Below are 14,947 nucleotides of genomic sequence, written 5' to 3'. Positions count from 1 at the left end.
CCGGCGGGCCGCGGACAGGCCGCTTGTCATGGTGGTCGGCGCAAGGCCGGGTCCCTTTTAGTATGGTTCACCGCGCGCCGCGCGCGCATGATTCCGCTCAGGCCGGCAGGAAACCTTCCACCGTCAGGTAGCGCTCGCCGGTGTCGTAGTTGAAGCCGAGCACGGTGGCGCCGGCCGGCAGGTCGGGCAGCTTCTGCGCGATGGCGGCCAGCGTGGCGCCCGAGGAAATCCCCACCAGCATGCCTTCTTCGCGCGCGGCGCGGCGCGCCATCTCGCGCGCCGGCTCGGCGTCGACCTGGATCACGCCGTCGAGCAGCGTGGTGTCGAGGTTGCGCGGGATGAAGCCGGCGCCGATGCCCTGGATCGGGTGTGGCGCGGGCGCGCCGCCGGAGATCACCGGCGAAGCCACCGGTTCCACCGCGAAGACCTTCAGTTGCGGCCATTTCTGCTTGAGCACGCGCGCGCAGCCGGTGATGTGGCCGCCGGTGCCCACGCCGGTGATCAGCGCGTCGATGCCCTGCGGGAAATCGGCGAGGATTTCCTGCGCGGTGGTGGTCTCGTGGATCTCGACGTTGGCCGGATTCTCGAACTGCTGCGGCATCCAGGCGCCCGGCGTGGCCGCCACCAGTTCCTCGGCGCGGGCGATTGCGCCCTTCATGCCCTTTTCGCGCGGCGTCAGGTCGAAGGTGGCGCCGTAGGCCAGCATCAGGCGGCGGCGCTCCACCGACATGCTGTCGGGCATCACCAGCACCAGCTTGTAGCCCTTGACCGCGGCCACCATCGCCAGCCCGATGCCGGTATTGCCGGAGGTCGGCTCGATGATGGTGCCGCCGGGCTTGAGCACGCCGGACCGCTCGGCCGCCTCCACCATCGAGAGCGCGATGCGGTCCTTGATCGACCCGCCGGGGTTGGCGCGCTCGGACTTGATCCAGACCTGGTGCGTCGTGCCGAACAGGCGCTGGATGCGGATGTGCGGCGTGTTGCCAATGGTCTGCAGGATGTTGTCGGCCTTCATTCAGAGATCTCCAGGGATGGTTTCGATGCGGACCTGCGCGCGGGCCCGCCCATGCATGCACGGGAGGATTCTAGCCGGCCACCGCGCCGGCATCACGATTTCCGCGCGGCGCCGGCGGCTTCGCCTGACCCCGCTCAATGACAGGCTTCGGCGCACGCCGGCAGGCGCAGCTCGCGCCCCGCGCCCGGCGCCCGGGCCTCCAGCGAGGACGCGCTCACCACGCGGCCGCGGCCGCGCCGCTTGGCCTCGTACAGGGCGCGGTCGGCGCTGCCGAACAGGCGGTCCCAGGCCGCCGCGCCGCCGCCCGGGCCGCCACCCGCGCCGCCGCGCATCTCGGCGACGCCGATGCTGGCGCTGGCGAAGCCGCCCATCTCCGGCGGCAGCGCGATGGCGCGGATGCCGCGCAGGATGCGGTTGGCCAGCAGGAGCGCGTCGGCCTCGGCGGTATGCGGGCACAGCACGCAGAATTCCTCGCCGCCGTAGCGCCCGGCCACGTCGGTGGCGCGGTGCTCGCCCTCCACCACTGCGGCGATCTGTCGCAGGATGAGATCGCCGGCGCGGTGCCCGCTGCTGTCGTTGATGCGCTTGAAGCGGTCGACGTCGATCACCAGGCAGCTCAGCGGGTGGCCGTGGCGCGCGTACTCGGCCGCCAGCACCCGGGCCGCGCCGTCGACGGCGCCGCGGTTGAGCAGGCCGGTGAGGGCGTCGAGCCGGGCCTGCCGTTCCTGCGCGGCGAGCATAGCTTCCATCGTCATCACGGTGAAGGCGGCCAGGCCCGCGAGGATCGCCACGAACGACGGCAGCAGGCGCAGCAGCAGCAGCGCTTCGGCATGGCTGGCGGCCACGGCGGCGCTCACGCCCCACACCGCGTAGAGCCCGCAGCATTGCGCCAGGCACTGCAGCGCGCAGGCGGCCAGCACCAGCGGGCGCGCGCGGCGGCCCGGCGCCTGCGGCCGCGGCAGCAGCCAGGCCAGCGTGAAGGCGGCGCAGACGGCCGCCGCCGCGTAGCCCGCGGCCGCGGCCGGGCGGCTGCCTTCGCCCAGCGCGGCGGCGCCCAGCACCGCCAGCATGGCGGCCGCGGCGGCGCTCGCGGCGCCCGGCGTGGCCGCGCGGCGGCCGTCGGCCATCACGATGCCGCGGTGGATCAGCAACTGGGCGGCCAGCCCCAATGCCGGCGCCAGCAGCAGGGGCCAGGCCGGCTCGCCGGGCCCGTCGGCCACCAGCAGGCCGGCGGCGCAGGCCAGCGCCAGGCCCACGCCCCAGGCACGGCCCGCGGCGCTGCGGCGCAGGGCCAGCATCAGCGCTGCCAGGATGCATTGCACGGCGGTAAACAGGACCAGCAGCGCCATGACGGCAGCGCTCTCATCAGACGGCATGAGATTCCCACGGAATGCGGCGCATCGGCGATGCGCCGGAGTTTGCCTTCGAAGATGGCCATGCGTGTCCGCGCGCGGCTCGTCCGCGCCGTGACCTGGCCAGGGATATTCCCGAGAGTGGCGGCGCGTGGCCGGAGCGGGTCCGGTGCGATATGGCCGCGATGGGCCGCCATGAAGTCGTTTTCTTGTTTGAGAAAATTCTACACAGTGCCGACCTGTAAGAGCTATGTCGTAACAAGGTATGACAATTGTTGACATTGGGTTTGAAACGGGTGACTTACCATTCCTTTCCCGATGCTGCCGGCGCGGCCTGGGTGGAGGTTTTCCCGGGTGCCGCCCATTTCGCGGGTCGTATTTCATCTGTCGTTTATCGTCCATTCCGACGTTCGGCGGAACGGCTCTGTGCTATGGTTGTCGCTGCCCAAAAACAACAAAAATGCAGAAAGTATCGACACGGCACGGTGATGCGAAAGTCGCTATCGCCGACCTCGGGAGACAGGCGCCGGATGCCGGCATGCCCTGTTCCATCAACGGATTGCGGCCGCGCGCACGGAATCGTCGCCGGATGTGACAAGGGACTGCATTCGCCCATCGTGCGAAATCCCTAGTCCGAAATGCTTATAGGCATGACCATCGGCATGCCTCAGAATTTGCGACCGTAGTGCTTAAATCTGCACTTCGGTATGACCGCGAAAGGGACTGACCGGCCGACGCCGGACAGCGCGGGCGCAGTAGACGTAAGCAAGCCATGCCTGGAACGCATCGCCTTTCCGGCGCCGCAGCGCGGCGCTCAGAGCAGACGAGGCGAGCGGCTCCAGGACGGGAATAAAAAAGCCAAAAAAAAAGGGGCCAACAAGTGAAATTGTTGCGATTGGACGGCGTCCTGCGTCGTGTGCCGGCCGTGCGAAGAGGCCGCCGGGATACGATCATGACCAGGGTCAGGCTGGGTGCGTTGCTGGCGCCGCTGCTGGCCTCATTGCTGGCGCTGCTTGCCGCCTGGTGCTGCCCGGCGCAGGCGCAGGCGCCCGCACCGGCCGGTGTGCGTCCGCCCAACATCGCCTTCCACTACGGCAGCAAGCCTCCCGTGGATGCCTTGCAGGCATTCGACATCGCCGTGGTCGAGCCCGACAGCGGCTTCGATCCGCGCCGCGCCGCCACGCCGAAGACCGCCTGGTTCGCCTACGTCAGCGTGGGCGAGGTCGAGCCGTCGCGCCCCTACCTCAAGGACATGCCCAAGGCCTGGCTGACCGGCAACAACGATGCCTGGGGCGCCCGCGTGGTCGACCAGGCCGCGCCGGGCTGGCCCGCCTTCTACGTCGACAAGGTGATCGCGCCGCTGTGGGAGCGCGGCTATCGCGGCTTCTTCCTCGACACGCTCGATTCCTACCAGCTGGTGGCCAAGACCGACGCCGAGCGCGCGCGGCAGGAAGCCGGCATGGTCGCCGTGATCCGCGCCATCAAGGCGCGCTACCCGGACGCCCGGCTGATCTTCAACCGCGGCTTCGAGATCCTGCCGCAGGTCAACCAGCTCGCCTACGCGGTCGCGTTCGAATCGCTGTACCGCGGCTGGGACCAGGGCAACAAGCGCTACACCGAAGTCAGCGACGCCGACCGCGCGTGGCTGCTCGGCCAGGCCCGCACCATCCGCGAGCAGTACCGCCTGCCGGTGATCTCGATCGACTACTGCCCGCCGGCCGAGCGCCAGTGCGCGCGCGACACCGCGGCGCGCATCCGCGCGCAGGACATCATTCCTTATGTGGCCGATCCCGGCCTGCAGACGGTCGGCATCGGCAGCATCGAGGTCATGCCGCGCCGCGTGCTGGTGGTGCAGGACCGCGAGCCCGGCGTGTCGATCGACGATTCCGCCGGCGTGCGCTTCGTCTCCATGCCGCTGAACTACCTCGGCTACCGCGTCGATTTCGCCGAGGCCAGCGAGCCGCTGCCGGAGATCGGCCCGGACCGCTACGCCGGCGTGGTGGTGTGGATGGACGGCAACGTGCGCGCCGAGCCGGGCCGCCTGTTCAGCTGGGTCCAGCGCAACATCGGCCAGGGCATCCCGGTGGCGTTCCTGAACGACTTCGGCGCGCGCATCGGCGGCTCGCTGGCGTCGTCGCTGCAGCTCGAGGCGGTCAAGGGCAAGATCGGCAAGACCGCCGAGATCGTGTCGAAGGACCCGATGATGGGCTTCGAGATGCCGGTGGCGCCGGACCGCACCCGGGCCGCCCCCGTGCAGGTGGGCGCCGGCCCGGGCTTCCGCTCGCTGCTGCGCCTGCGCTCGGGCACGCTGACCTACGACGCGGCCGCGATCACGCCCTGGGGCGGCTACGTGATGGGCCCGTACGCGGTGCGCCAGAGCGTCAACGACCAGGACCGCTGGGTGGTGCAGCCGCTGGACTTCCTGCGCGCCGCGCTGCGCCTGCCGTCCATGCCGGTGCCGGACGTGACCACCGAGAACGGGCGCCGCCTGCTGACCATCCACGTCGACGGCGACGGCTTCGCCTCGCGCGCCGAGATCCCCGGCGGCGGCTTCTCCGGCGAGGTGCTGTTCCGCGAGATCTGGGACCACTACCGCCTGCCGATGACGATGTCCATCATCCAGGGCGAGGTCTCCAGCGACGGCATGTACCCCAAGCTGACCGCGCAGCTCGAGCCGATCGCGCGCAAGGTCTTCGCGCAGCCCTACGTGGAGGTGGCCAGCCACACCTTCTCGCACCCGTTCGACTGGGGCCGCACCGTGCCCAACGGCACGCACGCGCAGAACCCGACCGAAGGCGACGACGACTACCACCTCGCCATTCCCGGCTACCAGATGGATCTGCGGCGCGAGATCGGCGGCTCGATCGACTATATCAACCGCACGCTGGCGCCCGCCAACAAGCCGGTCAGCATGCTGCTATGGTCGGGCGACTGCCAGGCGCCGGCCGAAGCCATCAAGCTGGCCGACCAGGCCGGCGTGCTCAACATGAACGGCGGCGACACGCTCATCACGCGCAGCAACCCGACCTGGACCGCGATCTCGCCGCTCGGCGTGAACAAGGGCGACGGCACCTTCCAGGTGTTCGCGCCCAACCAGAACGAGAACATCTACACCAACCTGTGGCACGGCCCGTTCTACGGCTTCGAGCGCGTGATCGAGACCTACGAGCTGACCGACCGGCCGTACCGCTTCAAGTCGGTCAACATCTACTACCACAATTATTCCGGCACCAAGGCCGCCTCGCTCAAGGCGCTGCACAAGGTCTACGACTACGTGCTGAGCCAGCCGCTGATGCCGGTGCACGCCAGTGACTACGTGCGCAAGGTGATCGACTGGCAAGGCATGGCGGTGGCGCGCGAGGTCGGCGGCGACAGCGGCGGCCAGCCCGGCGCCTGGATCGTGCGCGGCGACGGCAACCTGCGCAACGTGCGCTGGACCGGCGCCGGCGTGCCCGACGTGGCCGCCTCGCTGAACGTGACCGGCACCTCGCCGGCGCCCGGCGGCGGCGTCTACGTGCACCTGGCCGATGGCGACTCGCGCATCGTGATGCGCGACGGCGCGGCCCAGGCGCCGGCGGTGCCGCAGATCGTCGAGGCCAGCGGCTTCGTGCGCGGCTGGCAGCGCGGCGTCCAGGACGGCGCGCAGCACATCCGCTTCGAGTTCAGCGGCTACACCAAGCCCTTCTTCCGTCTCGCCGGCGCCGAGCGCTGCCGGGTCGCCATCGATGGCAAGGCGGTACAGGGCGTGCGCGAGCGCGGCACGCTGCGTATCGATACCACTCCCGTTCCCGATCCGAACAATGCCAAGCAAAGTGTCGAAATCACCTGCGCGGCCTGAGCGCGAGCGGCTGCTGCCGCCTGCGTTCGTGCTGACCTTCACCGCGATGGTGGGGATCGGCTTGGCGCTGATGTTCCCGCGCGAGACCCTGCGCGAGCGCCTGCTCGGCGAAGGCCGCGCGGTCGACGGGCTGAGCATGGCCTACCTGGAAGCCTGGTGGCGCGCCTCGCCCGACGACAGCGGCTTCATGGCCGTGCTGGCCGAGCAGTACGCGCGCACCGGCCGCCTGGACGAGGCCGAAAGCATGCTCGGCCGCCTCGAGGCACGCTACAACGCGGCGCGCCAGGGCCCGGTGCGCAACCCCGCCGACGCCGACCTGCCCGGCCAGGTGCTGCGCACCCGCATCGAGATCATGCAGCAGCGCGCGTTCGCCGCGCAGCCGGACACGCCCGAGCGCAAGCTGTACGTGGACCGCCTCGCCGGCCTGCTCGACCAGGCCGTGCCGATGCCGTGGTCGCGCGGCGACCTCGAAGACCTCGCCACCACCGCGCGCGCGGTCAACGCGCTCAAGCCGGCGCAGGCGTTCTACCGCGCGCTGGCCAAGAGCGACCCGGCCCGCGCCGAGCTGTGGAACGCGCAGGCCGCCTCGGCCGCGCTGGCCGGCGGCGACTACCAGCAGGCCGCCGAAGCGCTGTTCAGCGCGCAGGCGCGCGCCACCGACCCGGCCGAGCAGCGCCGGCTGTTCCTGGCCGGCCTCAAGACGCTGCAGTCCGGCAACCTGCTGGACCAGGCGCTGGCCCAGGCCGAGCAGCGCGGCGGCAAGCTGCTCGACAACGCCGAAGTCCTGCGCTACCTGACCCGGCTGGCGCTGGCCGCCAACCGGCCCGAACAGGCCGCGCGCTATGTCGAGCGCCTGCTGCGCCAGCCACCCAGCGTGCAGGGCCTGCCGGCCGCGCCGCGCGCCGAGCTCCGGCGCGCCGAAGTGCGGCGCATCGCCGCCACGCAGCCGTGGGCCGCGCAGGGCGTGGTGTTCCTCGACGGCCCGCGCGGGCTGGCGCTGCGCCGCGCGATGGGCGAGGACGGCATGCCGCATCTGCGCCGCGTGGCCGATACGCCGGGCGCCGCCGCGGCATCGGCGCCCGCCGCCGCGCCCGCCGCTGCCGCCGCTGCCGCCGCCACCGATCCCGCCGCGGCCGACCGCGCCTTCAACGCGGACGACTACGAACTCGCGTTCCAGGTGTTCCTGTCCGCCGGCAAGCTGAACGATGCCCAGCGCGTGGCCGAGACCGCGGTCAAGCGCCTGCCGGGCTCCGCGCGCTGGCGCGAGCGCCTGGCCCAGGTGGCCGAATGGAACCGCCAGCCCGCGGTCGCGCTGCAGAGCTGGCTCGAATACGCCCAGGCCAGCAACGACGAGGCCGCGTGGAAGGCGGTGCTGCGCCTGGCGCCGGCCCTCAACGACGACCGCGCCTACCTGGCCGCGCTGCGCCACCGCGCCGGCAACGGCGACCTCGCCACCATCGACGAGGTGGTCGCCACCTACGAGCGGCTCGGCGAGCCCGAGGACGCGATGGCGTTCCTGCAGGGCCTTAGCCAGGGCCCCAACGCGCGCCCGGCGATGGAGCGCCAGGCCGAGCTGGCCGAGCGCGCCGGCAAGGACGCGCGCGCCTTCGAGCTGTACACGGCGCTGCAGACGCGCTTCGGCCCGCGCCCGCAATACGCGCTCAAGCAGGCCAACCTGCTCTACGTGCGCGGCGCGCTGCGCGAAGCGCTGCAGGCGATGGTGCCGTCAATGAAGAAGGCCGGTCCGGCCGACATCGAGTTCTGGCGCACGCTGACCGAGCTGGCGCGCCTGAACCAGCGCGACGACCTGCTCGAGCAAGGCTACCGGCAACTGATGCTGGCGATGGCCGAGACGCACGACGACCACTGCCTGAAGATGCCGCCCGGCGCCGGGCGCAACGACTGCCTGGCCGAGGTGCGCGACACCGAGGAATCGGACTTCTCCAACCTGATCGACTTCTACGACAGCTCGCCCATCGATGCCGGGCGCATCGCCGAAGCCGGCTGGCGCAAGGGCGGCAAGCTCGAGTCGCTCGAGCTCGCCATCAACTACTACACCCGCGCGCGCGCCTACGGCCGCGTCGCCAGCCTGCTGCAGGCGATGACGCCGGCGCAGCTGCGGCAGGCCGAGCAGGCCAGCCGCTTCCTCGCCATGCGCGCCGAGTACCTGCGCGCGCGCGGCGAGCGCGAGCGGGCGCTGGCCGACCTGCGCCGCGCCGCCGCGCTGCCCGACGCCGGCAGCGAGACGCTGGCCGCGCTGATGTGGTCGCTGGTGGACCTGGGCTCCGACACCGAGGTGCGCGCCATGATGCAGCGCCTGCAGGGCGAGGCCGAAGGCAACCCCGACCTGTGGGGCGCCTTCGCCGCCGGCAGCATGCGCTTCCAGGACGGCCGCAGCTCGCTGCACTACCTGCGCAAGATGGCCAGCGGCAAGAGCGCCGACCCGCTCTGGCTGGGCCTGGCCGCCGACGCCTACGACGCCATCGGCCAGACCGACACCGGCTGGCGCCTGCGCCGCCAGGCCTGGATCGACCTGCACAGCGACAAGACCCCGGAAGGCCGCCGCGCCTCCGACCCGCGCGCGTTCGGCCCGGCCGCCGAGGAAGAAGACGAGCAAGGCGGCCCGGCCCCGGCCGAGCTGCAGCGCCAGACCGTGGCGCTGGGCCAGATCTTCGCCTCGGGCGACGTCTCGCGGCGGCTGGTGATGGAGATGCTGCGCGCCGACCGCACCGTGATGGCCGGCAGCCGCGCCGCCGACTGGAGCGGCCCGGTCGCGCCGAAGTCGCGCCTGGGCGAGATCCCGGGCCTGCCGCCGCTGGCGCTCAAGCTGCCGCAGGACATGGCGCAGCGCGAGGCGCGCCAGCAGGCGGTGGTCTCCGCCGCCGCCAGGGAAGTGGCGCTGGCGTGGGCGTTGTCGAACGAATCCAACGCGCTCGCGCGCGCCTGGCTGGCGCGCCAGTACGCGCGCCAGTTGCTGCGCCCGGCCTATGCCGAGGTCACGCTGGCGCTGGCCGGCGGCGACCTGAACGCGCTCGACCGCGTGCTGGAGCGCCAGGCCGGCCGCGTGCCGGTGGACAACCAGATCGAGGCCAACATGCAGCTCGACCGCCTCGGCGCGGCGCAGACGCAGGCCTTCGAGACGCAGGACGTCGCCCGTACCGACGACAGCCTGCAGGAAACGGTGCAGGAGTCGCTGCTGTTCAACGCGCAGGCCATCGAGCCGCGCGTGACCTACCAGCGCCAGAGCCCGCTGGCCTATTTCAACTACAGCCTGGCCGGCGGCGTGCGCCTGTGGGACGGCTACGACCTCAACCTGCGCGGCGTCTGGCGCAGCCAGCACAGCACCGACCAGACCCAGCTCACCGGCGTGCCGGGCTCGGACCAGCGCGGCGAGCTGTCGCTGGGCTACCGCGACCAGCACAAGCGCTGGCGCCTCGCGGTGGGGCGCCGCGACGGCCTCGACAGCATGACCACCGCGCGCTTCACCGGCGAGTGGCGCGAGGACAGCCGCCTGAGCTTCACCACCGAGGCGGGCCTGAACCAGAGCGCCGACGAATCGGCGGCGCTGCGCGTGGGCGGCGCCAAGGACGTGCTCGGCCTGGGCGCGACCTGGAACTTCAGCCTGCGCGAGTTCGCCGGCGCGCGCGTCGAGTACAACCGCTTCCGCGGCCAGGACGGCTCGTCGCTGGGCAACGGCATGGTGTACGACTTCGAGCTCGGCTACCGCATCCGCACCGCCTACCCCGACTACACCGTGCGGCTGGTGGGCACCCATGCCCGCTACAACACGCGCAGCGGCACGCTCAGCGGCAAGCTGGCCACGCTGGTGCCCACCGACGACGAAGCCACGCCGGCGTTCTACATGCCGCAAGGCTTCACGCAGGCCGGCGTGACCTTCGGCTTCGGCACCGAGCTGCTCGACGACTACACGCACAAGTGGCGGCCGTTCGCCGAGCTCGGCCTGCTGCACGACACCCGCGCGGGGCAGAACTTCCGCGCGCAACTGGGCATCGCGGGCACGGTCCTCGGCAACGATCACCTGTCCATGTACTTGCAGCACGAAACCGCCGCGCGCAACGGCGGCACGCCGCTGACCGAAGTGGGGGTGCGTTACAAATGGCTTTTTTGATCCGGCCCGGCACGGCGTGCCGGTCCATCGCATGAAATCGGATTCAATCGAGAAGGGGAGAAGCGTCATGGAAACAACGAGCAAGACGCCGCGTCGCGCGGCACGCCTGCTGGGCTGGTGCGGTGCGCTGGGCGCGGCCCTGTGGCTGGCCGGCTGCGCGGTCACGGACGTGGGCCGCGCGCCCGCGCTGAGCGCCGGCGAAGCGCTGGCGGTGCTGCCGATCGTCAACTACACCGAGACGCCGCAGGCCGGCCTGCGCGCCGAGGCCATCGCCGAGAGCCTGCTCAAGACCGGCGGCGTCACCAACGTGCGCCGCTATCCGGCCAGCCTGAACCCGGAAACGCTGTTCGAGCCGGCCGAGCGCGAATCGGTGGGCAAGGCGCTGGAATGGGCGCGCACGCAGAAGCTGCGCTACGCGCTGACCGGCGCGGTGCAGGAATGGCGCTACAAGGTCGGCGTGGACGGCGAGCCGGCGGTGGGCATCTCGCTGCAGCTGCTGGACGTGAGCACCGGCGAAGTGGTGTGGTCCGCCACCGGCAGCGACAGCGGCTGGAGCCGCGAATCGCTGTCCGGCACGGCGCAGAAGCTGCTGCGCCGCCTGCTGGCGCCGCTGCGCCAGGGTTGAGCCGGAGGAGGGTGTGATCGTGGCCAAGACAGCCGACAAGATACGGGAAGGACAGGGCATTGGCGCGGGCGGCCGCTATCTGCGGCTGATCGCGCCGGCCACGAGCGGACCGGTATCGCTGGTCGAGCTGGTGGTGACCATGATCCTGGCGATGGGGCTGGCCTATCTGGTGCTGCCCGGTAATCCGCTGCTGCTCGGCCTGGGCTTTCCCTGGGCCTGGCTGCTGCCGATGATCCTGGCGCTGCGCTACGGCACGCTGATCGGCGTGGGCAGCGTGCTGATGATGCTCGGCGGCTGGTTCTTCTTCCACCAGACCGGCGCGCAGCCGGGCGAGTTTCCGCGCCTGTTCTTCCTCGGCGGCCTGCTGATGGTGCTGGTGGCCGGCCAGTTCGGCGACGTGTGGGGCACGCGGCTGGCGCGCGCGCGCGCGGTCAACCGCTACCTGGAAGAACGCCTGGCCGCGCTCACCAAGAACCACTACCTGCTGCGCGTGTCGCACGCGCGGCTGGAAAACGACCTGCTGGCCAAGCCCACCACGCTGCGCGACACGCTCTCGCAGATGCGCGCGGTGTCGCTCGAGAACGGCAGCGCCGGCGGCGGCGAACTGGTCGGCGCGCGCGCGATGCTGCCGGTGGTGGCGCAGGCCTGCCAGCTCGAGGCGGCCGCGCTCTACGCGGTGCATGGCGACACCGTGGCCGGCGAGGCGTCGGCGCGGATCGGCCCGAACTTCGAGTTCGATGCCGACGACGCGCTGGTGCGCCACTGCCTGGAGACGCGCCAGCTCGCGCACCTGCAGACCAGCGGCCCGGCGGGCCACGTGCCCGACCATCCGCCCACGCGCTACCTGGCGGTCGCGCCCGTGCTGTCCGGCGCCGACAAGCTGGTCGGCCTGCTGGTGGTCGAGCGCATGCCGTTCCTGTCGCTCAACTATGAGAACCTGCAGCTGCTCATGGTGCTGATGGGCTATTACGCCGACGGCATCGAGCATGCCGCCTCCACGCGCGCCATCGAGGCCGCGATCCCGGGCGTGCCGTACGATTTCGCGCTGGACTACGCGCGCCTGTCGCGCCTGCGCCGCGACAGCGGCATCGAAAGCACGGTGGTGGCGCTGGTGTTCGACCTGGACGAATCGCGCGACGCGCTGTTCGAGCAGGTCATCCGCAGCCGCCGCGCGCTCGACGTGGCGTGGCCGCTGACCAGCGCGCACCAGCGCGCGCTGCTCACGCTGATGCCGCTGTCCGGCAGCGAGGCGGCCTCGGCCTACCTGGTGCGCATCGAGGACATGCTGCGCGCCCAGTTCGGCACCGACTTCGAGGCCGCGCGCATCGGCGTGCATACGCTGGCGGTGCCCGCCAGCGCGCCGGTGGAGCCGCTGGTGCGGCTGCTGCACCGCTGCCACGTGGACGTGCAGCCGGCGCCGGTGCCGGTGCCGATCGCGCTGAGCGAGGCCGGCCGTGGGTAAGCTCGGCATCGGCGGCATCGCCGCGCAAATCGCCGCCCTGGCGCTGCTTGCGCGCGCGGGCAACAGCAGCGCGCTGCTGCTCGCCTTCCTGGGCGCGCAGGCGCTGTCCGCCGCGATGATCGCGATGGTGCTGTGGCGGCTGCTGCCGCGGCGCTTCCGCGTGCCGTTCGCGTGGACCTACGGCTACCTGTTCGCGTTCTGCTTCCTGGTGCCGCTGGCCGGCAGCATCGTCTGCGCGGGCAGCCTGCTGATCGCGCGCCTGCTGCCGGCGCGCCGCGCCGCGGGCGGCATCGGCATGGTCGGCCTGCCGGTGTTCGTGACCCACCTGATCTCGCGCGTCACGCACGGCGGCGGCGCCCGCCTGCGCGCGCAGCTCGGCAACACGCGCGCGCCGCTGCCCGAGCGCATGACCGCGCTGGTGGCCATGCAGTCGATGCCGGCGCGTACTTCCAGCCCGGTGCTGCGCGACCTGCTGGCCGACAGCGCCGACGACGTGCGGCTGCTGGCCTACGGCATGCTCGACGGCGCCGAGAAGCAGCTCACGCAGCGCATCCTGGCCGAGCTGCCGCGCCTGGACGAAGCGCGCGACGACGCCGAGCGCGCCGAGATCCACAAGCGCCTGGCCGACCTGTACTGGGAACTGATCTACCAGAACCTGGTGCAGGGCGACGTCTACCGCTACACCGCCGACCAGGTCGAGCATCACGCCCGCGCCGCGCTGGAGGCGGACGCCGGCCAGCCCGGCCTGTGGTACATGCGCGGCCGCCTGGCGCTGAACCGCAACGAGCCCGCGCAGGCGCGCGAATGGCTGGAGCGCGCCGAGCGCCTCGGCTTCGCGCGCGAGCGCACGCTGCCGCTGCTGGCCGAAGCCGCCTACCTGGAGCGCGACTACGCCGCGGTGCGCGCCATCCTGCTGTCGTTCGACAGTCCATCGCCGCTGCCCCTGGTGCGGCCCATGCTGCGTTACTGGCGATCATGAGCGATACCTCCCTGCCCCGCGCCGACTCGGCCGACGTCTGCCTGCTGCTCGAAGGGACCTTTCCCTACGTGAGCGGCGGGGTGTCGAGCTGGGTCAACCAGATGATCCGCGCCTTCCCGGAGATCCGCTTCGGCATCGTCTTCATCGGCAGCCGCCGCGAAGACTACGGCGGCATGGTCTATGCGCTGCCCGACAACGTCGTGCATCTGGAGACCCATTTCCTCTACGACTTCGCGCCGCCGCCGCTGGTGCACGGCAGCGAGGGCGACCCGATCACCTTCGCCGCCTCGGCGCGCCTGCACGAGGTGCTGCGCGAACCCGGGCGCGAGGCCGAGGCCGGCGAGCTGATCCGCGAGCTGATGCCCGAGCTCGACGACGACGGCAGCCTCTCCGAGGACGCCTTCCTGTACAGCCGCCACGCCTGGCAGACCATCACCGACCAGTACCGCCAGTACTGCACGGACCCGTCGTTTACGGACTATTTCTGGACGGTGCGCATCATGCACAAGCCGCTGTGGCAGCTTGCGCGCATCGCCGGCAAGCTGCTGCCGGCCAAGGTCTACCACACGGTGTCGACCGGCTATGCCGGCTTTCTCGGCGCCATGCTGCATTACCAGACCGGGCGCCCGCTGCTGGTGTCCGAGCACGGCATCTACACCAAGGAACGCAAGATCGACCTGTTCCAGAGCCAGTGGATCCGCGACAACCGCAACGTGTTCGAGCGCGACATCTCGCAGATCAGCTATTTCCGCGAACTGTGGGTGCGCTTCTTCGAGACGCTCGGCCGCGTGTGCTATGACGCGGGCGACACCATCGTGGCGCTGTACGAAGGCAACCGCCTGCGCCAGGTGACCGACGGCGCTGCCGCCGAGCGCACGCGCAACATCCCCAACGGCATCAACCTGCCGCGCCTGTCCGCGCTGCGCGCGAAACGCGCGCCGGGCGTGCCGCCGGTGCTGTGCCTGATCGGGCGGGTGGTGCCGATCAAGGACATCAAGACCTTCATCCGCGCCATGCTCACGGTGGTGCGCCAGTACCCGGACGCCGAAGGCTGGATCGCCGGCCCCGAGGACGAGGACCCGGAATACGCGCGCGAATGCCGCAGCCTGGCCGAGAGCCTGGGGCTGGGCGAGCGCGTCAAGTTCCTCGGCTTCCAGCGCATCGACGACCTGCTGCCCAAGGTGGGCGTGCTGGTGCTGAGCTCGATCTCCGAGGCGCTGCCGCTGGTGGTGCTCGAAGGCTTCGCCGCCGGCGTGCCGTGCGTGACCACCGACGTGGGCTCGTGCCGCCAGCTGATCTTCGGCCTGCCCGGCGAGGACGCCGCGCTGGGCGCGGCGGGCGACGTGGTGCGCATCGCCGACCCGGCCGCGCTGGCGCAGAAGGCCCTCGACCTGCTGGGCTCGCCCGAGGCCTGGCACGCCGCGCAGCAGGCCGGCATCCGCCGCGTCGAGCGCTACTACACGCAGGAAATGATGGTGGGCAGCTACCGCGAGCTGTACACGCGCCTGATGGCGCAGTCCGGCGCGCAGGCGCCGGCGGGCGCCTCG

9 protein-coding genes are annotated in these 14,947 nt (G+C 71.4%); 7 read left to right on the top strand and 2 right to left on the bottom strand.

Annotated elements, in window-relative coordinates; all coding sequences use genetic code 11:
• Nucleotides 1–97 precede the first annotated feature (97 nt).
• Together cysK and K206_RS0122705 are read right to left on the bottom strand one after the other, a co-directional pair.
• Nucleotides 98–1,015: a cysteine synthase A gene (gene cysK / locus K206_RS0122710; RefSeq protein ID WP_020204689.1), complete on the bottom strand. Its 918-nt coding sequence runs from the start codon at nt 1,013–1,015 to the stop codon at nt 98–100.
• A gap of 134 nt (nt 1,016–1,149) precedes the next feature.
• Nucleotides 1,150–2,391, bottom strand: coding sequence for a diguanylate cyclase (locus K206_RS0122705; protein ID WP_029043950.1), 1,242 nt, complete (start codon nt 2,389–2,391; stop codon nt 1,150–1,152).
• Between the two features lie 14 nt (nt 2,392–2,405).
• Between K206_RS0122705 and K206_RS0122700 the strand changes: the two genes are divergently transcribed.
• The 7 genes from K206_RS0122700 to pelF form a co-directional block, all read left to right on the top strand.
• Entirely contained in the window at nt 2,406–2,612 is a 207-nt protein-coding gene (locus K206_RS0122700; protein WP_020204687.1) for a hypothetical protein, read from the top strand.
• A 707-nt stretch (nt 2,613–3,319) separates the two neighbouring features.
• Entirely contained in the window at nt 3,320–6,205 is a 2,886-nt protein-coding gene (locus K206_RS0122695) for a bifunctional glycoside hydrolase 114/ polysaccharide deacetylase family protein (RefSeq protein WP_043367004.1), read from the top strand.
• On the top strand, nt 6,168–10,334 hold the full coding sequence (locus K206_RS0122690) for a tetratricopeptide repeat protein (protein WP_029043949.1): 4,167 nt from the start codon (nt 6,168–6,170) through the stop codon (nt 10,332–10,334). Before K206_RS0122695 ends, K206_RS0122690 begins: the two co-directional genes overlap by 38 nt.
• A gap of 67 nt (nt 10,335–10,401) precedes the next feature.
• On the top strand, nt 10,402–10,959 hold the full coding sequence (locus tag K206_RS0122685; protein ID WP_020204684.1) for a hypothetical protein: 558 nt from the start codon (nt 10,402–10,404) through the stop codon (nt 10,957–10,959).
• A 13-nt stretch (nt 10,960–10,972) separates the two neighbouring features.
• Nucleotides 10,973–12,421 carry a PelD GGDEF domain-containing protein gene (locus K206_RS0122680; protein ID WP_020204683.1) on the top strand — a complete coding sequence of 483 codons (1,449 nt, stop codon included), beginning with the start codon at nt 10,973–10,975 and terminating at the stop codon, nt 12,419–12,421.
• Nucleotides 12,414–13,400, top strand: coding sequence for a lipopolysaccharide assembly protein LapB (locus tag K206_RS0122675; RefSeq protein WP_020204682.1), 987 nt, complete (start codon nt 12,414–12,416; stop codon nt 13,398–13,400). Before K206_RS0122680 ends, K206_RS0122675 begins: the two co-directional genes overlap by 8 nt.
• On the top strand, nt 13,397–14,947 hold a 1,551-nt coding region (pelF, locus tag K206_RS0122670), incomplete at its 3' end, for a GT4 family glycosyltransferase PelF (protein WP_020204681.1). The genes K206_RS0122675 and pelF, both read left to right, overlap by 4 nt.

It is taken from the genome of Cupriavidus sp. WS, assembly GCF_000395345.1.
GTDB classification, from domain to species: domain Bacteria; phylum Pseudomonadota; class Gammaproteobacteria; order Burkholderiales; family Burkholderiaceae; genus Cupriavidus; species Cupriavidus basilensis_B.
This window is presented reverse-complemented; position numbering and strand designations above follow the sequence as displayed.